At 61.9% G+C, this 20,349-nt stretch carries 18 protein-coding genes; 10 read left to right on the forward strand and 8 right to left on the reverse strand.

Translation table 11 applies throughout. From position 1 onward, the window contains the following. Nucleotides 1-172: 172 nt before the first annotated feature. Together zapE and J5M72_RS03060 are read left to right on the forward strand one after the other, a co-directional pair. A complete protein-coding gene (gene zapE / locus J5M72_RS03055) occupies nucleotides 173-1,303 on the forward strand; it encodes a cell division protein ZapE (RefSeq protein ID WP_207863981.1) in 1,131 nt (376 codons plus the stop codon). Nucleotides 1,304-1,366: 63 nt separating this feature from the next. Then, nucleotides 1,367-2,680 carry a leucine-rich repeat-containing protein kinase family protein gene (locus J5M72_RS03060; protein ID WP_207863982.1) on the forward strand — a complete coding sequence of 438 codons (1,314 nt, stop codon included), beginning with the start codon at nucleotides 1,367-1,369 and terminating at the stop codon, nucleotides 2,678-2,680. A 65-nt stretch (nucleotides 2,681-2,745) separates the two neighbouring features. Here J5M72_RS03060 and J5M72_RS03065 read toward each other — a convergent pair whose 3' ends face one another. Then, nucleotides 2,746-3,450 (reverse strand): YebC/PmpR family DNA-binding transcriptional regulator, encoded by a 705-nt coding sequence (locus tag J5M72_RS03065; protein ID WP_085712455.1) that lies wholly within the window; start codon nucleotides 3,448-3,450, stop codon nucleotides 2,746-2,748. A 219-nt stretch (nucleotides 3,451-3,669) separates the two neighbouring features. Between J5M72_RS03065 and tssI the strand changes: the two genes are divergently transcribed. Beyond that, nucleotides 3,670-5,076 carry a type VI secretion system tip protein TssI/VgrG gene (gene tssI, locus J5M72_RS03070; RefSeq protein WP_207863983.1) on the forward strand — a complete coding sequence of 469 codons (1,407 nt, stop codon included), beginning with the start codon at nucleotides 3,670-3,672 and terminating at the stop codon, nucleotides 5,074-5,076. 3 nt (nucleotides 5,077-5,079) lie between these two features. Here the strand turns inward: tssI and J5M72_RS03075 are convergent, their stop codons facing one another. Further along, the gene (locus J5M72_RS03075) at nucleotides 5,080-6,477 is read right to left on the reverse strand and encodes an FAD-dependent oxidoreductase (protein WP_207863984.1); all 1,398 of its coding nucleotides are present in this window, start codon (nucleotides 6,475-6,477) and stop codon (nucleotides 5,080-5,082) included. A gap of 67 nt (nucleotides 6,478-6,544) precedes the next feature. Then, nucleotides 6,545-7,870: an MFS transporter gene (locus J5M72_RS03080; protein WP_207863985.1), complete on the reverse strand. Its 1,326-nt coding sequence runs from the start codon at nucleotides 7,868-7,870 to the stop codon at nucleotides 6,545-6,547. A 289-nt stretch (nucleotides 7,871-8,159) separates the two neighbouring features. Here J5M72_RS03080 and J5M72_RS03085 point away from each other — a divergent pair, with 289 nt between their 5' ends. After that, the gene (locus J5M72_RS03085; protein WP_207863986.1) at nucleotides 8,160-9,059 is read left to right on the forward strand and encodes a LysR family transcriptional regulator; all 900 of its coding nucleotides are present in this window, start codon (nucleotides 8,160-8,162) and stop codon (nucleotides 9,057-9,059) included. On the opposite strand, the gene J5M72_RS03090 is transcribed toward J5M72_RS03085, so the two are convergent. Continuing rightward, a complete protein-coding gene (locus J5M72_RS03090; RefSeq protein WP_169431005.1) occupies nucleotides 9,029-9,889 on the reverse strand; it encodes a LysR substrate-binding domain-containing protein in 861 nt (286 codons plus the stop codon). The two genes, J5M72_RS03085 and J5M72_RS03090, sit on opposite strands and share 31 nt — an antisense overlap. Nucleotides 9,890-10,002: 113 nt before the next feature. On the opposite strand from J5M72_RS03090, the gene J5M72_RS03095 reads away from it, so the two are divergent. Together J5M72_RS03095 and phnX are read left to right on the forward strand one after the other, a co-directional pair. Continuing rightward, nucleotides 10,003-11,112: a 2-aminoethylphosphonate--pyruvate transaminase gene (locus tag J5M72_RS03095; protein ID WP_207863987.1), complete on the forward strand. Its 1,110-nt coding sequence runs from the start codon at nucleotides 10,003-10,005 to the stop codon at nucleotides 11,110-11,112. Between the two features lie 152 nt (nucleotides 11,113-11,264). After that, nucleotides 11,265-12,092, forward strand: coding sequence for a phosphonoacetaldehyde hydrolase (gene phnX, locus J5M72_RS03100; protein ID WP_207863988.1), 828 nt, complete (start codon nucleotides 11,265-11,267; stop codon nucleotides 12,090-12,092). Between the two features lie 112 nt (nucleotides 12,093-12,204). Here phnX and J5M72_RS03105 read toward each other — a convergent pair whose 3' ends face one another. Beyond that, nucleotides 12,205-12,531, reverse strand: coding sequence for a hypothetical protein (locus tag J5M72_RS03105; RefSeq protein ID WP_207863989.1), 327 nt, complete (start codon nucleotides 12,529-12,531; stop codon nucleotides 12,205-12,207). On the opposite strand from J5M72_RS03105, the gene J5M72_RS29145 reads away from it, so the two are divergent. Together J5M72_RS29145 and J5M72_RS03115 are read left to right on the forward strand one after the other, a co-directional pair. Beyond that, nucleotides 12,524-12,946 carry a hypothetical protein gene (locus J5M72_RS29145; protein WP_169431009.1) on the forward strand — a complete coding sequence of 141 codons (423 nt, stop codon included), beginning with the start codon at nucleotides 12,524-12,526 and terminating at the stop codon, nucleotides 12,944-12,946. The genes J5M72_RS03105 and J5M72_RS29145 overlap by 8 nt on opposite strands. A 270-nt stretch (nucleotides 12,947-13,216) precedes the next feature. Further along, nucleotides 13,217-13,771, forward strand: a complete 555-nt coding sequence (locus J5M72_RS03115) for a cytochrome b (RefSeq protein ID WP_169431010.1) — start codon at nucleotides 13,217-13,219, stop codon at nucleotides 13,769-13,771. On the opposite strand, the gene J5M72_RS03120 is transcribed toward J5M72_RS03115, so the two are convergent. After that, nucleotides 13,768-14,676 carry a pyridoxal-phosphate dependent enzyme gene (locus tag J5M72_RS03120; RefSeq protein WP_207863990.1) on the reverse strand — a complete coding sequence of 303 codons (909 nt, stop codon included), beginning with the start codon at nucleotides 14,674-14,676 and terminating at the stop codon, nucleotides 13,768-13,770. The two genes, J5M72_RS03115 and J5M72_RS03120, sit on opposite strands and share 4 nt — an antisense overlap. 41 nt (nucleotides 14,677-14,717) lie before the next feature. Beyond that, a complete protein-coding gene (locus tag J5M72_RS03125; protein WP_207863991.1) occupies nucleotides 14,718-16,754 on the reverse strand; it encodes an NADPH-dependent 2,4-dienoyl-CoA reductase in 2,037 nt (678 codons plus the stop codon). 205 nt (nucleotides 16,755-16,959) lie between these two features. Between J5M72_RS03125 and J5M72_RS03130 the strand changes: the two genes are divergently transcribed. Together J5M72_RS03130 and J5M72_RS03135 are read left to right on the forward strand one after the other, a co-directional pair. Continuing rightward, nucleotides 16,960-18,090: a carbon-nitrogen hydrolase family protein gene (locus J5M72_RS03130; protein WP_207863992.1), complete on the forward strand. Its 1,131-nt coding sequence runs from the start codon at nucleotides 16,960-16,962 to the stop codon at nucleotides 18,088-18,090. A 3-nt stretch (nucleotides 18,091-18,093) separates the two neighbouring features. Beyond that, complete coding sequence (locus J5M72_RS03135) at nucleotides 18,094-19,134, forward strand: AraC family transcriptional regulator (RefSeq protein ID WP_169431014.1); 1,041 nt, start codon at nucleotides 18,094-18,096, stop codon at nucleotides 19,132-19,134. Between the two features lie 288 nt (nucleotides 19,135-19,422). Here the strand turns inward: J5M72_RS03135 and J5M72_RS03140 are convergent, their stop codons facing one another. Further along, on the reverse strand, nucleotides 19,423-20,295 hold the full coding sequence (locus J5M72_RS03140; protein WP_207863993.1) for a DUF2242 domain-containing protein: 873 nt from the start codon (nucleotides 20,293-20,295) through the stop codon (nucleotides 19,423-19,425). Nucleotides 20,296-20,349 lie beyond the last annotated feature (54 nt).

Consider the following 20,349-nt stretch of genomic DNA (forward strand, 5'->3'; position numbering starts at 1 on the left):
AGTTGTCGATCTACCACCCCCATCACGCTGTAAAAACCTGTACGCGCCGCAGATTGCTGTCCAGCAAGACCGTCGGCCGACAAAGCGCAGTGGAAGGAAAACTATCCGTCTGGTTACACTACGCCGCCGCGCTCGGGGGGAGCCGGCCCGACCCTGACGGAGTGACCCCACCGTGCCCGCCCGACCGCCCGAACGTTCGCGCCTGTCCCAGCGTCTTTCAGGGTTACGCCGTTTGTTCGGCCACCGAAACCTTGCCAGTGCCGGCCATTGCGCCAGCGCCCAGGCGATCCGCGACTACTTCAGGCAAAAGGCCCATGATCAGGGCTACACCCTCAGCCACAGCCAGCTGCGCGTGATCGACTACATGGCGCAACAGGCCGCCATGTTGTTCGGGCCTGCGGCGCAAACCCCGCCCGGTCTGTACCTGCACGGTGCCGTCGGACGCGGCAAGAGCTGGCTGCTCGACGGTTTCTTCCAGGCCCTGCCGACGTCGCAGAAACAACGTCTGCATTTCCATCAGTTCTTCGCCGACCTGCACCAGGCCATGTTCCGGCATCGCGAGCAGGAAGACGCCCTCGCTGCCTCGCTCGACGAACTGCTGCTGGACTGCCGGGTGCTGTGTTTCGACGAGTTCCACGTGCATGACATCGGCGACGCGATGCTCATCACCCGGTTGTACAAGGCCCTGTTCCAGCGCGCAATCCTGCTGCTTGTGACCTCCAATTACCCGCCCGAAGGCCTGCTGCCCAACCCGCTGTATCACGCACGGTTCAAACCGGTGATCGACCTGATCCATGCCCGCATGCAGGTCATGGAAGTCGGCGGCCCCCACGACTACCGCAGTCAGGCGCGCAATCACGCCCATCAAATGTTCACTCAGGGTCATTACGTGTGGCCAGCCACGCCGGCGCAACGCTTGACCCTTGATTTGCCGCCACGGCACGCCGCGCCGCAGCCGCTGGCGGTGGGCAACCGGGTTTTACAGGCCCGTCTGTGTGAGGGCCGCCGCGTCGCCTTTACCTTCAATGACCTGTGTGAACAGCCCACGGCCGTGATGGATTATCTGGAACTGTGCCGCCGCTTCGACCACTGGATCATCGATGAGCTGCCGGAACTGGAGGAGTGCTCGATAGCCGTCCAGCAGCGCTTCATCAACCTGATTGACGTGCTCTACGATCAGGACAAATGCCTGACGCTGCTCGGGTACCTGCCCCTGCGCGAAAGCCTGGCCGGCAACGCCATCGATCTGGCGCGTACCCGCAGCCGGCTGGGGCAATTGCCGGAAGTGCGCGAGCCGGCCTGATTTGCCGTTATCATGCCGCCCATTCCCGGCGTCACTGCGCCCTATTTGATAGCGATCCATGACATGCACACCCTTGCTCAATTGCGCGCCGGCGAACTGTCGGGCATCACCCGGCTGGACCTGGTCGAAGGCCTGACCGAGTTCCCCCGTGAGATATTCGACCTGGCCGACACGCTGGAGGTGCTCAACCTCAGCGGCAATGCCTTGAGCAGCCTGCCGGACGACCTGCATCGCCTGCCCCGTCTGCGCGTGCTGTTCTGCTCCGACAACCGGTTCACCGAGCTGCCCGAGTGCCTCGGCCAGTGCGAGGCCCTGAGCATGATCGGCTTCAAGGCCAACCGGATTGCCCGGGTATCCGGCGCAGCGCTGCCACCGCAGTTGCGCTGGCTGATCCTGACCGACAACCTGATTGAAGCCCTGCCAGCCGAACTGGGCGAACGCCCGCTCCTGCAAAAGCTGATGCTCGCTGGCAATCGCCTGCGTGCCTTGCCGCCATCGCTGAGCCAGTGCCATCGGCTGGAACTGATCCGCATCGCCGCCAACCAGCTGACGGAGCTGCCACAGTGGTTGCTGACCCTGCCGAGCCTGACCTGGCTGGCCTACGCCGGCAACCCGCTGGAAACCGAGGCCGACGCCGCTGCGCTGGAAGCCACGCCGCTGATCGACTGGTCGAGCCTGCGTCTGCAGCAGCGGCTCGGCGAAGGAGCTTCCGGGGTGATTTCCCGTGCCGTGTGGCAATCGGCAGACCAGCCTGAGCGTTCAGTGGCAGTCAAACTCTACAAGGGCGAGATGACCAGCGACGGCTCGCCGCTGCACGAGATGAACGCCTGCATCACCGCCGGCCTGCACCCGAATCTGATCCGGGTCGAGGGGCGCATCGGCAATCACCCAGATGGCCAGCAAGGGCTGGTGATGCAACTGATCGACCCGAGCTATCGCAACCTCGCCGCGCTGCCGAGCCTGGCCTCCTGTTCGCGGGATCTCTACACCGATGACTGCCGTTTCAGTGCAGATGTCGCGTTGCGCATTGCCCGCGGCATCGCGTCGGTCGCCGAGCATCTGCATCGGCAGGGCATCACCCATGGCGATCTGTATGGCCACAACATATTGTTGAACAAGGAAGGCGACTGCCTGTTGGGTGACTTCGGCGCGGCGTCATTCCATGCCACGACGGACAACCTGGAAACCCGCGCACTGCAACGCATCGAAGTGCGGGCGTTCGGAATCTTGCTGGGGGAATTGCTGGCGCGCATCGACTCGGGGTTGAGTGACGGGCAACGGGAGGCGCTGGAAGCGCTTGAACAGCGCTGCTGTCAGCCGGATGTGCTGGCGCGGCCGGGGTTTGATGAAGTGGTCGGGCAGATCAACAGGATTTGACCGCAATGACCCGGTGGTGATGACGCCTGCTGCGCCACCACCGGGTCGATCGCTGACGCGATGAATCAGCCCGCCAGGCCGACGAACATTTCCTGCACGTCGTCGTGGTTGTCGAGGCCTTCAAGGAACGCTTCGACTTCAGCCATCTGCTCGTCGCTCAGGCCGCTGACCGGGTTCTTTGGCTGATAACCCAGCTTGGCCGACAGCACGGTGAAACCTTGCTCCGGCAGGGCTTTCTGCACGGCGTCCAGGTCAGTCGGGTCGGTCAGGAACAGGGTCGCGCCCTCTTCGCCCGGCTCGAAATCCTGGGCACCGGCTTCGATCGCGGCCATTTCCGGATCGGCGTCAGGGGTGTCCGGCGAGGCTTCGATCATGCCGACGTGGTTGAAGTCCCAGGCCACCGAGCCGGAAGCGCCCAGTTGGCCCTTGCGGAACGCCACGCGGATTTCCGCCACGGTGCGGTTGATGTTGTCGGTAACGCACTCGACGATCAACGGAACCTGATGCGGTGCGAAACCTTCGTAAGTCACGCGATGGTACTGAACGGTCTCGCCCAGCAGACCTGCACCCTTCTTGATGGCGCGGTCCAGGGTTTCCTTGGGCATCGAGGCTTTCTTGGCCTGTTCGACCACCAGACGCAGGTGTGCGTTGGTGGCGGTATCGGCACCGTTGCGGGCAGCGATGGTGATCTCTTTCACCAGTTTGCCGAAGATCTTGCCCTTGGCGTTGGCTGCCGCTTCTTTGTGTTTAACCTTCCACTGTGCGCCCATTACTCACTCTCTTGATCTGTGGCGCCGAGACATCTATTGGCCGACGCGTGGCGCAAGTTTATACGGCCTAAAGTCGGCAATCGACCAAAAAATCCGTTGCCCGTCGACATCTTCTACACACTTTGTAGGGCGATTCTGAAAAACCGGTTTGTCATGACCATTTCCTGCTGCGGTTTCGTACCCTCTGTCGTCCGTATTACCCGACAGAGCCCCGTACGAATGCTCAATGACAAGGAAAGTCCCTTCACGCTGACCCTCATCGAGGGTGGCCTGAGTCTGCCGGTACTGCGTTTTCGCGGTCATGAAGCGCTGAACCGGCCCTATCGCTTCGAGATCGACGTCATTGGTCTGGCCCCGGCACTGGCTCCCGCCACCTTGTTGCATCGGTCGGCTTACCTGCAATTGAGTGACGACCATGGCATTCACGGCACCCTGCACAGCGCCAGTTGCGAGCATCGCGGCGCCCATCGGATCGATTATCGGCTGGTACTGGTGCCACACCTGCAACAACTGGAACAGCAGACCCGACGCCGGGTATTCACCCGATCGAGCGTGCCTGACATTCTCGAACAGTTGCTTGTCGAACATCGGTGGCCTGCGCACGGATATCGGTTCGACCTGACGACAGGGCACTATCCGCCGCGCCCCTTCTGCATCCAGTACGACGAGTCCGACCTGGCACTGTTGCAGCGACTGTGTGAAGAAGAAGGCATTCACTACCACTTCGAACACCGGCCGGACGGCCATGTCGTGGTGTTCGCCGATGACAGCCTTGGCCTGCCGCAGCCGCCACTGCATGTGCCCTTCAGCACAGAAATCGAGCCGCCATCGCCCGCCCTCAGCGCCCTTTACCAGCGTCACGACGCTGTCATGGCGCGGGTATCACCCAACGTCCGTGATCGTGGACAACCGAGCAACGAGGATGAGGCGGCCAACCATCCCCTGGCCAATATCTGGCCCGAGCGTGGTTTCCTGCCGAGCGGGCAACGCTACGCCGATCAGCGCAGCCGCCGCCAACTGGAGCGCCAGCGTTGCCAGTATCGATGCATTCAGGGACGCAGCGACTGTACTCAGTTGCTCAGTGGCCGCTTGCTGCAGGTCACGGATCACCCGGTGGGCGCGTTCAACGATCAGTGGTTGATCACCGAATTGCACCATCAGGGCCAGCAACCTTCGATTCTCGACCCGGTACCTGCGCCTCGCCGCTATCACAACGACTTCACTGCGCTGCCGTGGTCGACCGAGTTTCGCCCGCCGCTCACGCAGCCGCGCCCGAGCATTCCGGGGTATCACCCGGCACAAGTGCTCGGCCCGCCCGGACAGCCGCCTCAGTTGGATGACCAGGGACGTATCGCCGTCCGGTTGTGGCCTGGACGGGGTCTGGATACCGACAGTGACAGGTTATGGCTGACGATAGCCATGGTCGGTGGTGACAGACCGATCGCCAGGGAAACCCTGCCTCGCGCCGGCAGTGAAGTGTGGGTGAGTTTTCTCGACAGCGATCCGGACCGACCGATTCTGTGCCTGGATATCAGCCACACCCGCAAGACAAGGCAAGCGCCGGAACAACACGATGACGGCCTGTTGCTCGACTGGCTGCTCAAGCACACCCCGCCGTCAGCATGACGTTCAGGCCTTGTCGGCCTTGCCCGCAGCAGCGGCGAATTTCGCCAGGCGTACATCCAGATGCCGAGGACACCGTCCGTGATCCTCGGCGCGCTCCTTGCGGCGAATGGCGTTGCGCACCATCAACGAGCCGAGATAGCGGATCGGTTCCGGCGGGAAATAGCCCAGCGGCCCGTTGACCAGCGGCGAGCGTGTCCAGGGGTTGTCGAGCCCCTGCACCAGCGAGGCAAGGATCTGCCCACCCATGTGACATGGCCCCACACCGCTGCCGGAATAACCGAAACCGTAGAACACATTGCCGCTGGCACTCATCTGGCCGAAAAACGGCAGGCCGGTGACCGAGCGATCCGACGGGCCGTTCCACGTTGCGTCGACCTTCACATCGGCGAAGGCCGGGAAAAAATCGTCGAGGCTGCGCTTGAGCAACCCGGCGTAAGGCGATGGCTGGTCAAACACTGGCAGCATCCGTCCGCCATAAGCGAAAGTGTTGCCGCCCTTGCCGAGCATGATCCGGCCGTCCGGGGTGTTGTGGTAGTAGTGCACGAAAATCCGCGAATCGAGCACGGTCACGCCGCTGGTCAAACCGATTTCCTGCAACAGCTCCGGGCGGGGTTCGGTGATCAACATGTCGCTGGACACGATCGCTACGCTGCGCTCGAACTGCGCAAAGGCGCGGGCCATCCACGCGTTCATCGCCAGTACCACGCGGTCGGCGGTCACGCAGCCGTTCGCCGTGTGCAGGCGCGCCGGACGGCCCTCTTCCAGCCCGGTCATCGCCGTGCCTTCATGAATCCGCACGCCCAGCTGCAACGCCACCCGGCGCAAGCCACGCACCAGTTTGCCCGGCTGCACGCTGGCGGCGGCCGGCGAGAACCAGCCCTCCAGGTGTTTTTCCGAACCGGCCATGCGCTGTACATCGGCGACCGGCCGCTGGGTAAACGAGTTGATGCCGTTGCGCTCCAGCGCCGCAATCACCGCATCGGTCGAACCGCATTGCGCCCGGTTGGTGGCGGTGTAAAGCGTACCGTCGAGGCGGTAATCGGCATCGACGCCGTACTGCTCGCAGAACTCGCCGATGGCGTGGATGCTGCGCTCGGATTCCTTGACCAGCCGCACCGCCTCTTCGACGCCGAACAGCCGCTCGAGGGTGAAGTACTTCGCCGACCACGACAGCGCGCAACCGCCGTTGCGCCCACTGGCGCCGGCGCCGCAGATGTCGGCCTCGATCAACAGTACATCGAGTTCGGGGTTCTGCTGCTTGAGCATGATCGCCGTCCACAATCCGGTGTAACCACCGCCAACGATGCACACATCGGTGCGCACCTCGCCTTGCAACGGCGGGCACGGTTTGGACGAATCGAGCTGCAAGGCCTGCTCCAGCCAAAACGGTCTCATGAACATTCTCCAGTCAGTCAGCCACGGTACAGCCTGCCGCGAATCCCGCAGCAGGCCGCGAGGCAGGGTTTATTCAGTTACGCAAAGGTTTGATGGTCAGGGCCCGATTGGGCACAGAGGCACGCGGTTCCATGACGCCGACCGGACGGCTGTTCCAGTGCGGAATCAGCACCAGCGCCGAAAACAGCGCGCAACCGGCGAACACAATGAATACCGTCACCGAATCGAAGTAGCCCGGCAGCAACCCACCGAGCACCGCACCGACCGAGCCGCAGCCGTTGACGAATCCCGCCGCCGTGGCGCCGGCCTTGGCCTTGCCGAAGTCGATGGCGGCTGCACCGCTGATCATCGAGTCCGGGCCGTACAGGGTCAGGCCCATCACGAACAACAATGCGACCACCAGCATCACGCTGCCGGTGTGCAGGGCGCCCATGAACAGCGCGAGGGTCACAGTCAGCGCCAGCAGGCTCAACACGCAGGCCGGCATGCGTCGGGCGCCGAACAGTTTGTCCGAGGCCAGGCCGATCATGATCGGCCCCAGCAGCCCGGCCAGTTCGAATGCCGTCGGAATGATCGCCGCCCCGACCTTGCCGACCGAGGGCATCTGTTCGAACACGATCACCGGGCCCCACAACAGAATCGCGTAACGCGCCGGCTTCAACAGAAAGTACGCCAGACCCAGCACCAGCACCGTGCGGTTGCGCAGGATTTCCTTGAGCGGTTCCCACACGCTGAGCTTGCTGTTGGCTTCGGCCTCTTCGGCGCTGATGAGCGGCTCCGGCTCCACGGCGGGCAGGCCGACGTCTTGCGGTTTGTTGCGCTGAAAGATGAAGAACAACACCGCCACCACCGCGACCACCGCCGCACTGGAAATGAACGCCGCGTGCCAGGTACCGATCAGCGTGTACGCCCACCAGCCGGCGAACGGCGACGCCACCAGACCGCCGAATGCATAACAGGAACTCCACAACCCGAGCACTCGCCCGCGCTGTTCGGAGGGGAAGAAACTGCCGAGGTTCTTGCACAGACCCGACCAGCCGGTGGACTGCGCCAGCCCCTGTATCAGCATGCAGGTGGCGAAGATCGGCAAGGTCGCGAAACTGCCCATCACCAGCGCCGCCGCAGCGGAAATCAGCAAGCCGCCGAGCACCACGACCCGCGGGCCGAAGCGATCGGCGAGCATGCCCCAGGTGAACTGGCCGATGGCGTAGGCCGCCAGGTAAATCGCGTCGAGGTTGGCCATGGCCATTTTGTCGAGCATGAAGGTGGGGTCTTCGGCGATGCCCAGTTTGGCCACCGAAAAGGCTTTGCGGGTGAAATAGAACGCGGCGTAAGCGAGCCAGGTGATAGCGAAGATCTGCATGCGCCAACGCGCAAGGGTGCCGATGTGCTTGTTCATTGTGGTTCTGACCTCAGGGTGTGAGTGTGCCGGCAGAATCGATGAGTAAACGCCTGTGTTTTTATTGTTGAGCACTGCGATATCACCCCGTCCCTACGGCGATACCGGTCAGATGAGTCCTGGTGTTGCACGCACAGGCTCATGGCCAGCGTCGCTGCCCGACCGGGCAGTCAGCGTTGGCGTGAGCGGATCAAAGCAATTACTGTTTAATAAATAAAATCGATTTATCGTATTTCACACATAAGCTCAGCTTGTTACTGGACTGCACCTGTATAACGAGGAATCAGCCATGTCGGTTTCCCACGCCCAGCTCAAAGCCTTTCACGCCGTGGCCGTGCACGGAAGCTTCACCAAGGCCGCCGAGCGGCTTTATCTGACGCAACCGGCGATTTCCGACCAGGTGCGCAAACTCGAAGAACGCTTCGGCGTGTTGCTGTTCCATCGCAACAAGCGCTCGGTGCGCCTGACGGATCTCGGCGAACGCTTGCTGGCAATCACCCAGCGCCTGTTCGTGGTCGAGGCCGAAGCCCAGGAGTTGTTGCAGGAATCCCAGGCCTTGCAGACCGGCAGCCTGATTCTGGCGGTGGATGCACCGGTGCATGTACTGCCGCAGATAGCCCGGTTTTGTGAGCGCTATCCGGGGATCAGCGTGAAGATCGAGACCGGTAACACCGATGAATCGCTGTTTCGGTTGTTCAACTATCAGGCTGATCTGGCATTGCTTGGGCGTGATGTCAGCGATGAACGCCTGTTGTGCGTGCCGCTGCGCAACGACCCGATGGTGGCGTTCGTCTCGCGCCATCATCCCTGGGCCGAGCGCGAGTCGATCTGCCTTGAAGACCTGGACGACACGCCGCTGGTGCTGCGTGAACACGGCTCGGTGACCCGCCAGACCCTGGAAGAAGAAATGACCCGCGCCGGTTTCCGCATCCGCCCGGCGATTCAGGTCGAAGGCAGGGAAGCGGCGCGGGAGGCGGTTGTGGTGGGGATTGGTGTGGGCGTGGTGTCGGCAGCGGAGTTTGGCGCGGACTCACGGGTTTGCGCGCTGCCGATTACCGATTGCACGAGGCGCTTGACCGAGACACTGGTGTGCCTGCGCGAGCAGAGTTCAAGGCGGGTGGTGGCAACGTTTCTCGAGATGGTGCGCGAGAGTCTTGTTCAGACCGGTGCCAATCCGAAAAACGCCTGAATCAAGCGCAATTCCCGCCGGCGCTCCACGCAGCCGATCATGTGCCGGTTCACCAGCCCTTCTCCCGCAATGGGAATCGCGACGACACGGGGGTCATGACTGACCTCCACCGATGACACCACCCCAACCCCCAACTCAGCCGCCACCGCCTCTGTCACCGCCTCGCGGCTGTCCAGTTCCAGCAGCACCCGCGGGCTGACCGACGCTTGCGCACAGGCCTGATCAAACGTGCGCCGGGTAATCGAACTCGGCTCGCGCAAGACCATGATCACCTGATCCAGCTCCTTGAGCCTGACCTCGCCGGCACGTGTCGCCCACGGATGCCCCGCCGGCACCAGCGCGCAGATCCGCGATTCACTCAACGCTTGCAGATGCAGCCCTTTGCGCGGTTCGACCTCGGTCAGCACCGCCACATCAGCGTGCTCGGACAACAACGCCGCCAGGGTTTCCTGAGCGTTGCCCAAACGCAGATTCACCGTGATCCCCGGATAGCGCGCCCGCAAGCTGGCGAGCATCGGCATGACCATGTGCGGACCGTCCGCCGCCACCTCGAGACGCCCGGTCAGCAACTGCCGATTGGCTTCCAGCAACGCTTGGGCCTCTTCGGCCATGCCGAACATCGCCCGGGTGATCGCCGCCAGTTTGGTGCCCTCCTCCGTCAGCTCGACCCGGCGCGCCGTGCGTCGCAACAGCGTGATCTGGTAGTGCTCCTCCAGCGCCTTGATGTGCCCGGTGACCGCCGGCTGACTGATGAACAACCGCGCGGCGGCACGGGTGAAGCTGCCTTCCCGGGCCACGGCGTCGAAGGCGCGGAGCTGAAACAGGTTCATGGATAAACCTCACTGATGGCTGGCATAACAACAAACAATTTGATTGATGACCCGCCGAATTGCAACGTAGGCCCCGTAGCTTCATCCCACAGCGCTATCGCGAGGACACACGAATGAGTACCGCCGCACCCATCCTGCTCACTCCCGGCCCGTTGACCACCTCGGCCCGCACCCGCCAGGCGATGATGGTCGACTGGGGTTCATGGGATGACCGCTTCAACCAACTGACCGCCAGCCTGTGCGAACAACTGCTGGCGATCCTCAACGGCGCCGACAGCCATCACTGCGTACCTTTGCAGGGCAGCGGCACCTTCGCCGTCGAAGCTGCGATCGGCACCCTCGTCCCTCGTGACGGCAAGGTACTGGTGCTGATCAACGGTGCTTACGGCAAGCGTCTGGCGAAAATCTGCGAAGTGCTCGGCCGCTCGTTCAGCACCTTCGAAACCGCTGAAGACGAACCGACCACCGCCGCCGACGTCGACCGCCTGCTGCGCGCCGACAACGCCGTTACCCACGTCGCGCTGATCCACTGCGAAACCAGCACCGGCATCCTCAATCCGCTGCCGGAAATCGCTCAGGTTGTCGAGCAACACGGCAAACGCCTGATCATCGACGCCATGAGCTCTTTCGGCGCGCTTGCGGTGGATGCACAGAAGGTCCCGTTCGATGCACTGATCGCCGCCTCCGGCAAATGCCTGGAAGGCGTACCGGGCATGGGTTTCGTGTTTGCCCGCAAGGAATCTCTGGCCGCTGCCGCCGGCAATTCGCATTCGCTGGCGATGGACCTGTTCGACCAGCACAGCTACATGAAGAAGACCGGTCAGTGGCGCTTCACCCCGCCGACCCATGTCGTCGCCGCGCTGCACGAAGCGCTGCTGCAATACAACGAAGAAGGTGGCCTGCCGGCACGGCATGCGCGTTACGCCGCCAACTGCCAGGCGCTGATGGAAGAGATGGGCAAACTCGGCTTGCGCAGTTTCCTGCCCGCTGCGATCCAGGCGCCGATCATCGCGACCTTCCACGCACCGAAAGATCCGCGCTACCAGTTCAAGGACTTCTACGAACGGGTCAAGGCCAAGGGTTACATCCTCTACCCCGGCAAGCTGACCCAGGTCGAAACCTTCCGCGTCGGCTGCATCGGCCACGTCACCCCGGCGCAGATGCGCGAAGCCGTCGCGGCGGTGGGTGAAGTGCTGCGCGAGATGGAAGTTCTGGAAATTTAAGCGACACCACAAATCCCCTGTGGGAGCGGGCTTGCCCGCGATGAGGCCTTGGCAGTCGACATCCATGGTGAATGTCAGACCGCCATCGCGGGCAAGCCCGCTCCCACAGGTACACCGAACGCCAAAACAACTCATTCCTGCAGGATTTCTCCATGAACTACAACAACCCAACCCAGCTGCAAGCCGCCATCCTCGACTGGGCCGGCACCGTGGTCGACTTCGGTTCTTTCGCGCCGACCCAGATCTTCGTTGAAGCCTTCGCCGAGTTCGACGTCCAGGTGTCCATCGAGGAGGCCCGTGGCCCGATGGGCATGGGCAAGTGGGATCACATCCGCACCTTGTGCGATCAGCCGCAGGTTGCCGAGCGCTATCGCAAGGCGTTCGGCCGCACCCCGACCGACGATGACGTGACCGCGATCTACAACCGCTTCATGCCGCTGCAGATCGAGAAAATCGCCGAGCATTCGGCGCTGATTCCCGGCGCACTGGAGACCATCGCCAACCTGCGCCAGCAAGGCATCAAGATCGGTTCCTGCTCCGGCTATCCGAAGCAAGTGATGGACAAGGTCGTGGCACTGGCCGCCACCAACGGCTACATCGCCGACCACGTCGTGGCCACCGACGAAGTGCCGAACGGCCGTCCATGGCCGGCCCAGGCCCTGGCCAACGTGATTGCGCTGGGCATCGACGATGTCGCCGCCTGCGTGAAGATCGACGACACCGTGCCGGGTATTCTCGAAGGCCGACGCGCCGGGATGTGGACCGTGGCACTGATCTGCTCCGGCAATGCGCTGGGCCTGGATTACGAAGGCTATCGCGCACTGGGCAGCGACGCCCTGGCCAGCGAACGCAAGCGCATTCACGCCCTGTTCGAAGGCTCGCGTCCGCACTACATGATCGACACCATCAGCGATCTGCCGGAAGTGATCGCTGACATCAACAAGCGTCTGGCCAATGGCGAGATGCCGCAGAACGGATAATTTCATTTGATAGAAAAGAACGCCGCCAACTTTTTTAAAAAGTTGGCGACATTTATTTATGCCTGCCGACAACAAGCACAAATATCAAAAATCCCTTTCGAATTATTATTGATTACAGCGCCTGCAAGTTACCTTGCGCATCGTAAGCAAGACCGTCCGGATACTTGATAGAACCATCGGCAAGTTGCTCGGTTCCATCGGCCCAGACAATACGCCCGTCCGGGTATTCAACAGTATCGTCCGGCCAGACGATGCGCCCGTCAGGATGCTCCACCCTGCCATCAACGTGCTGGATGATCCCGTCGGGACGTGTGACTGCCGTTTGCCCGGGATTGACGAGGCTGCCATCGCTCAGCGAAATCGAACCATCGGGATTTTTCGCCACGCCCATTGCACTGAGCAAATTGATCAATGCCACAGGATCGACATTGATGTTCAAGGTCGGCCACGGCATGGGCGGCCTTACACTGACAGGTGGCTTGACCGGCGTTACCGGCGGTTTGCCGGTCGGTGGCGCAGGCTTTACCGGTGGTTTGGCTGGAGCAGGCTTGTTTGGCGATGAAGGTTTGGCGGGTGGAGTGACTGGTTTCACGGGTGGTTTCACGGGTGGCTTGACCGGAGTCACCGGGGGTTTCACGGGTGGCTTGACTGGAGTCACCGGGGGTTTCACGGGTGGCTTGACCGGAGTAACAGGAGGTTTGACAGGTGGCTTTACCGATGGCCGCGAGACCGGACGTTTTGCCATGGCCTTGCGGGTCATTTGTTGCTGTTGCTTTTTATCCAGAATAATACTGACTGCCATATTCAAATCCTTTTTAAATAACCTGAAATTTTTATCGCAACTCAATACCTGACACAAACGATACTGACTGCTGCTCAACGACATTAACCACTTCGCTAAAACCACTCAAATCCACACCAATACAAAACATAAACAATAAAACCTTACACCTGACCAATACTCAGCAAAAAATACATCCGATACGCTTGATGTAATTCAACTACTGGACGACTGGAAAAAAACTGTTCGACGCCGGGCAAAAATACTTAAACGCGATTACAGTTAAAGCATGCCGTCGCTCAAGAACGGCACGTTTCGACCCTGATCCGTGAGGAAACACCGTATGCCGTGGACAAGTTCCGAATCACGCTACAGCACCGTGTCAGTCCTGTTGCACTGGTTGATGCTGGTGTTGTTGGTGCTGGTGTACGCCAGCATGGAGTTGCGTGGCATCTTCCCCAAGGGCAGCGGCGGCCGCTCGCTGATCCGCGAAGTGCATTACATGCTCGGCCTGACCGTGTTCGTCCTGGTGTGGTTTCGCCTGCTGGCCCGCAGCATCGGCCCGGCGCCGAAGATTTTCCCCGCTTCACCGCAATGGCAGACCGTACTGGCCCGTCTGATGCACTGGGCGCTGTACCTGTTCATGATCAGCATGCCGATTCTTGGCTGGCTGATTACCAGCGCCGAGGGCCATCAGGTGATGTTCTACGGCTTCGACCTGCCGTTGCTGGTGCACGAAGATAAAGCCCTCGCCAAACAGGTCGAACACTGGCATGTGTTGATCGGCAACGCCGGCTACTGGCTGATCGGCCTGCATGCATTGGCGGGGCTGTATCACCATTACGTGGTGGGCGATAACACGTTGCTGCGGATGATGCCCAAGCGCAACGAAACCTAGCCCTCGAATCCACGCCGGCCCTGCAAGCCGCCGGTGTGGATGAAGATCAGGCGCGTTCCACTCTTGAAACGGCCCGCCTCGATGTGTTGTTTGAGCGCGAGCAAGGCCTTGCCGGTGTACAGCGGTTCGAGGGGAACGCCGCTGGCCTGTTCGGTCTGCGCGATGAATTCAAGCAACGGCGCATCGATTTTGGCGAAGCCGCCACGGCTGGCGTCGATCAGTTCGTAGCCTCCGAGATCTCCGACGATCGCTTCAACGTTGGCCGCGACACCGTGATCGTCGGGCACGGCCATTGCGCCATACACCGAGTGTTCACCCGACTCTGCCAGCACCAGTCCCGCGAGCGTCGTGCCGGTGCCACAGGCCAGCCACCAACCGTCATGGTTGTCCCAGCCGAGCTTGCCGAGTTGTTGACTGACCTGATCCTTCAACGATGCGCAACCCTGCGCCCCCGGCAAACCGCCGCCGCCTTCAGGCACCGGATGCAGCGTCGGGTATTGCGCCCGCCACGGCTGCCAGAACCCTGGCGCGTGCCGAGCCCGATAACCGCCATAACCGAGCCAATGCAACTGCATGCCGAAATCCTGTAGATCCCTGATCGTCGGCGTGTCCTGCGGATGCCCGCGCAACAGGCCGACCGTCGTGAATCCCAAGCGTTTACCCGCCGCGGCCAGTGCATGCAGATGATTGGAGTGCGCGCCGCCGAGGCTGATGATGCCTTCGGCGCCCGCACGGTCGGCGGCTTTCAGGTGTTCAACGAGTTTGAACCACTTGTTGCCGCTGATCAGCGGGTCGATCCGGTCCAGACGCAGGATGGCGACTTCAACCCCGGCGGCGGTGAGCCAGTCCAGATGAAGCGCTTCGAGGGGGGCTTGAGGTAGCCAGTCGATGGGAGGCGGAAACATGAATGCCGGCTCTGTAAAAAGAGCCGGCATTCTAGGGTGGATCAGAGCTCGGCGGCCAGACGCGAACCCTGATTGATCGCGCGTTTGGCGTCCAGCTCGGCCGCCACATCGGCGCCGCCGATCAGGTGCACGCTCTGCCCGGCTTCGACCAGACCGTCATGCAGCTCACGCAGCGGATCCTGGCCGGCGCAGATGACGATGTTGTCCACCGGCAACACTTGCGGCTCGCCGGTTTCGCCGATGCGGATGTGCAGGCCTTCGTCGTCGATCTTCAGATATTCGACGCTGTTGAGCATCTGCACCTGCTTGTTCTTCAGACCGGTGCGGTGAATCCAGCCGGTGGTCTTGCCCAGACCGTCGCCGACCTTGGACTTCTTGCGTTGCAGCAGGAACACGTCACGGGCCGGTGCGTGCGGGGCAGCCTTGATCCCGGCCACGCCACCACGGGCTTCCAGATTCGTGTCGATGCCCCACTCTTTCCAGAACGCAGCGCGATCCTGACTGGTGGCCACACCTTCATGCACGAGGAATTCCGACACGTCAAAACCGATACCGCCGGCGCCGATCACCGCCACACGCTTGCCCACCGGTTTGCGCTCGAGCAGCACATCCAGATAGCTCAGCACTTTGGCGTTCTCGACACCCGGAATTGCCGGCAGACGCGGCGCAATGCCGGTGGCCAAAATGACTTCGTCGTAACCGCCTTCCACCAGTTTTGCCACATCAACGCGAGTGTTCAGGCACACCTCGACGTTGGTGGTCTGCAGTTTGCGTTTGAAGTAACGCAGGGTTTCGTAGAACTCTTCCTTGCCCGGCACACGCTTGGCGACGTTGAACTGACCACCGATCTCGCTGGCCGAATCGAACAGCGTCACCTGATGCCCACGCTCGGCGGCCACGGTTGCGGCGGACAGACCGGCAGGGCCGGCACCGACCACGGCAATCTTCTTGATCTGCTGGACCGGCAGGTAGTTGAGCTCGGTCTCGTGGCAGGCACGCGGATTGACCAGGCAGCTGGTGAGCTTGCCGCCAAAGGTGTGATCGAGGCAGGCCTGGTTGCAACCGATGCAGGTATTGATTTCGTCGGCGCGGCCTTCAGCGGCCTTGTTGACGAAGTCCGGGTCGGCGAGAAACGGCCGCGCCATCGAAACCATGTCGGCATCGCCTTCAGCGAGAATTTGCTCGGCGACTTCCGGGGTGTTGATGCGGTTGGTGGTGATCAGCGGAATGTTCACCGATCCGCGCAGCTTGGCCGTGACCTTGCTGAACGCCGCACGCGGCACTTTGGTGGCGATGGTCGGGATCCGCGCCTCGTGCCAGCCGATACCGGTGTTGATGAGGGTCGCACCAGCCTGCTCGATGGCTTTGGCCAGGGTGACGATTTCTTCCCAGGTGCTGCCGCCTTCCACCAGATCGAGCATCGACAGGCGGAAGATGATGATGAAGTTCGGGCCAACCGCTTCACGTACGCGGCGAACGATTTCCACCGGCAGGCGCATGCGATTTTCGTAACTGCCGCCCCAACGGTCGGTACGGTGGTTGGTGTGGGCGGCGAGGAACTGGTTAATGAAATAACCTTCGGAACCCATGATTTCGACGCCGTCATACTCGGCAGTCTGGGCCAGTACCGAGCAGGTGACGAAATCGCGGATCTGCTTCTCAATGCCTTCCTCGTCCAGCTCTTTGGGCTTGAACGGGTTGATCGGCGCCTGGATCGCGCTCGGTGCGACCTGTTTCGGGCTGTAGGCATAACGGCCGGCGTGGAGGATCTGCATGCAGATCTTGCCGCCCGCTTCATGCACGGCGCGGGTGACGATGCGGTGCTTGAGCGCTTCTTCCTCGGTGGTCAGCTTGGCCGCGCCTGAGTACACGCCACCCTCGTCGTTCGGGCCGATACCGCCCGTCACCATCAGGCCGACGCCGCCACGGGCGCGTTCGGCGAAGTACGCCGCCATCCGTTCGAAGCCACCCGGTTTCTCTTCAAGGCCGGTGTGCATCGAGCCCATCAGGGTGCGGTTGCGCAACGTGGTGAATCCCAGGTCCAGCGGGGCCAGCAGGTGCGGGTAAGTGGCGGTCATCGGTAACTCCACAGCGAGCGATCACGGAAAATGCGGGAGCTCTGTGTCCCCCGTCAGTCATGTTCGACAGATTAGGAGTCGCATCGCTGTCACTCAATGACCGGAACTGACAAGTTATTGATCCAAATGCGCAGCGCCCCTTGGCAAGCCGGGGCTGGCGCCCTACCCTGTCCGCACACCCTGTACCCGGCTGTTGTTGGATTTCATGCGCAAACTTTTGTACCTGACCCTTTCCATGGCGCTCGTCGCCGCGCTCACCTTCTACGCCATGTGGGCGGCTGACCGCCCGGCCGGTCACTACCTGTCGGACCTGCGGATCAAACTGGCGGTCGATCAGGGCACCCGCGCCGATCGTGGCAACCTGCTGGGTATTCAGCCGGAACTGTTCCCCACCGATTATCAAAGTTCCGAACGCCTGCACCGCAAACTCGCGGCCTATCTGCAGCAAGCGCAGGATCAGGGTTTGCTCAATGACAAAACCATCGTGGTGTTGCCCGAACATGTCGGCACCTGGCTGATGATCAGCGGCGAAAAAGACGAGTTGTACCAGGCCCCCACCCTCGAGGAAGCGATGAACTGGCTGGCCGCCAGCAACCCGTTGCAGTTTGCCCGCGCCTGGCTCACCGCCAAGGGCAGCAACCGTCTGGATGACGCCCACCTGCGGATGAAATCCCGAGACATGGCCAAGGACTATCAGCTGCTGTTCGGCGGTCTGGCCAAAGAATTTCATATCACCCTGGTGGCCGGCTCGATCGTGCTGCCCGAGCCGAACATTATCGACGGGCGACTCAAGACCGGCAGCGGCGCGCTGTACAACACCAGTGTGGTGTTCGGTCGTGACGGTGCCCCGCTCGGCCAGCCTCAGCGACAGATGCGCCCGATCTTCGATCAGGATGAAGCGACCGGCACTGGCGAGGCTTCACAGATCAATGTGGTCGACACCCCCGCTGGACGCCTCGGCGTGCTGATCGGCAACGACAGCTGGTATCCGGACAACTATCGCAAGCTCGACGCGCAAGGCGCGCAACTGATCGCGGTGCCTGCGTTCGTCATCGGCCATGGTGTGTGGGATCAACCCTGGCAGGGCTATAGAGGCTTGAACGTGCCGGACTCGGTCAGCCTCAAACCGGGAGAGGTCAGCGAAGGCCAGGCCTGGCATCGCCTGACCCTGACGGCACAACCGCCGGGCAGCCGGGCGATTGCCGGCATGAGCGTGTTTTTGCGCGGGCAGTTCTGGGACAAACCGAGTTCCGGGCAGAGCTTCCTCAGCAGCAATGGCCAGCAGTTCGCCGACGGCGAAGCCCGTGGTGCGCGTCTGCTGAACCTCTGGCTGTAAACCATGAAACCGCTGCCGATGCGTCTCGGGGATCTGTCAGTGGGCTTCGTCCATAGCCTGGCCGATGCCGTGCGCAGCCATGACGCCGACCCGCAGCCGCTGCTTGAACAATATGGGCTCGACACCGCGCGGCTGGCCGAGGCCGGCGCACGCCTGTCGATCCCGCGCTATATGCGCCTGGGTCATGGTGCGATCCAGTTGACTGGCGATCCGGCCCTCGGCCTGCGCATGGGCCAGCTCAGTCGTCTGAGCCAGGCGGGGTTGGCCGGCGTCACGGCAGCGCAGGCCCCGACCGTGCGCGAAGCCGCCCGCTGCCTGACGCGCTTCGAGCCGTTGTATGGCTCTAATTATCGCGGCCAGTCGAGTTTCCACGAGGATGCCAGCGGAGCCTGGCTGCGCTTCTACTCAATCAGCCCGTACAACGCCTACAACCGCTTTGTCGTGGACTCGATCATCGCCGGCTGGCTGCATCAGTTGTCCAGCCTCAGCCCCGAACCGCTGCGCGCCGAACGGATAGAGATCGAATTCGACACACCTGACTACCGCGACGCCTACGCCGTGCTCGGCGAGTGCCCGATCCAGTTCGGCGCCGAACACAACCAACTGCGCCTGAGCCTCGCCAGCCTGGCCCAACGCAACCCACAGCACTGCCCCAGCACCTGGAAACATCTGCTGCAACTGTGTGAACGGGAACTGGAACAACTGACCCGCACCCGCAGCCTGCGTGAACGCATCACGCAATTGCTCGGGCCGTTGCTCAATGGGGGTCGCGAACCGGACCTGGAAGAAGTGGCGGCGCGCCTGAAGCTGCCGACCTGGACGTTACGGCGAAAACTGGCCGAGGAAGGCACACAGTTCCGCGCCATCCTCAACGATACTCGCCGTGATCTGGCGATGACCTACATCCGCGACACTGAACTGGCGTTCGGTGAAATCGCCTACCTGCTGGGTTTTGCCTCGGCCGAAGCTTTCCAGCGCGCCTTCAAGCGCTGGAACGGCCAGACACCGGGCGAATTTCGCCGCAGTCACCGCAAGACCGGTTGAAGCGTCAGAGCTCGGTGGCGTCTTCCGCAGGCTCCGGTGAATCCAGTTCGTAGGCCTGGAATTCAAGCAGTTCTTCTTGATAGTCATCCATCGTGTAATCCCCCTGACCGCAAACTTGAAAATGGCCTGGAACAATCGACCAGTGCCCCGAGCATAAAGTGCCCGCATGAAGGAAAAATGAAACACGGCCTTCATGCAACAAACGTAGCAGGCAGTCAGGAATTTATCGCGGGATTTTTCGATGAAAACGCCATGGATCCGACAGTTGTCGAATCCATGGCGTGAAGATCACTGCCCGGAGGCGGGCATGGCCGGGATCGGCTCGGAAGGTGGCGGCAGGTCGGTCGGGTTGGCCGGTGGCGTAATGACTTCGGTTGCCGGCCCAGGTGTTGGAACCAGCTCCGAACCCGGTGCCGGAGTGATCGGTGCCGCTTCAGCTGGCGGAACGACCGGCTCCGAGCTGACTGGAGTCGGCTCTGCAGCGGCAGGGGCTGGAGTCGCGGCAGGTGTGGCAGGTGCGGCGACAGGTGTCGGTTCAGCAGCCGGCGTAGGAGTCAGCGCTGCCGGTGTTGCCTTGGCTTCAGGCATGCCGAGGTCGGTTTTAGGCTTTTCGGTGATGTGTGCGGCTTTCTTGGCTTCGGCCGGCAGGAACAGCTCGACCAGGGTGAAGAAGCGCTCGTAGAACTTCTGCGAAGACACGGTTTCGCTGGCCACCTTCACCATCGAGTCGTCAGAGGAGCCGATCGGCATCGACACCGAGCCCAGCACGCCAACCCCGAGGCTGGCCGAGTTGTTGGTCTTCTTCAGCGCGTAACGGTCCTGCAGGGCGTTGGCGAACACCGTCGCGTGGTGCGCGGCGCTGCCGTCATCGGTGCACACCACGTTGAAGCTGATCTCCATGTGGGTTTCACCGGTCTGCTGGAAGCTCTTGTGTCCGCTGACCAGTTTCGGGTCGCTGCTGGTGATGATGTAGCCCTGGCTGAGCAACGCACGGCGCGCCGCTTCGCAGCTGGCGGCATCGGTGACTGGATAGTTGCGCGAGAAGGTGCCGGAGTCGTCGAAGTTCTCATGCTCGTAGATAGGTTTGTCCTTGGAGCAGCCGGCAGCGGCGGTCAGCAACAACGCCAACCCGAAAAAACGCACGGAAATAGAATTCAACATTAAACATCCTGAGGGAAAAACGGTCCGGGGCGTATTGTGCAACATATCGCTGCC

The organism is Pseudomonas sp. 58(2021) (assembly GCF_017491585.1).
Classification (GTDB): domain Bacteria; phylum Pseudomonadota; class Gammaproteobacteria; order Pseudomonadales; family Pseudomonadaceae; genus Aquipseudomonas; species Aquipseudomonas fluorescens_BT.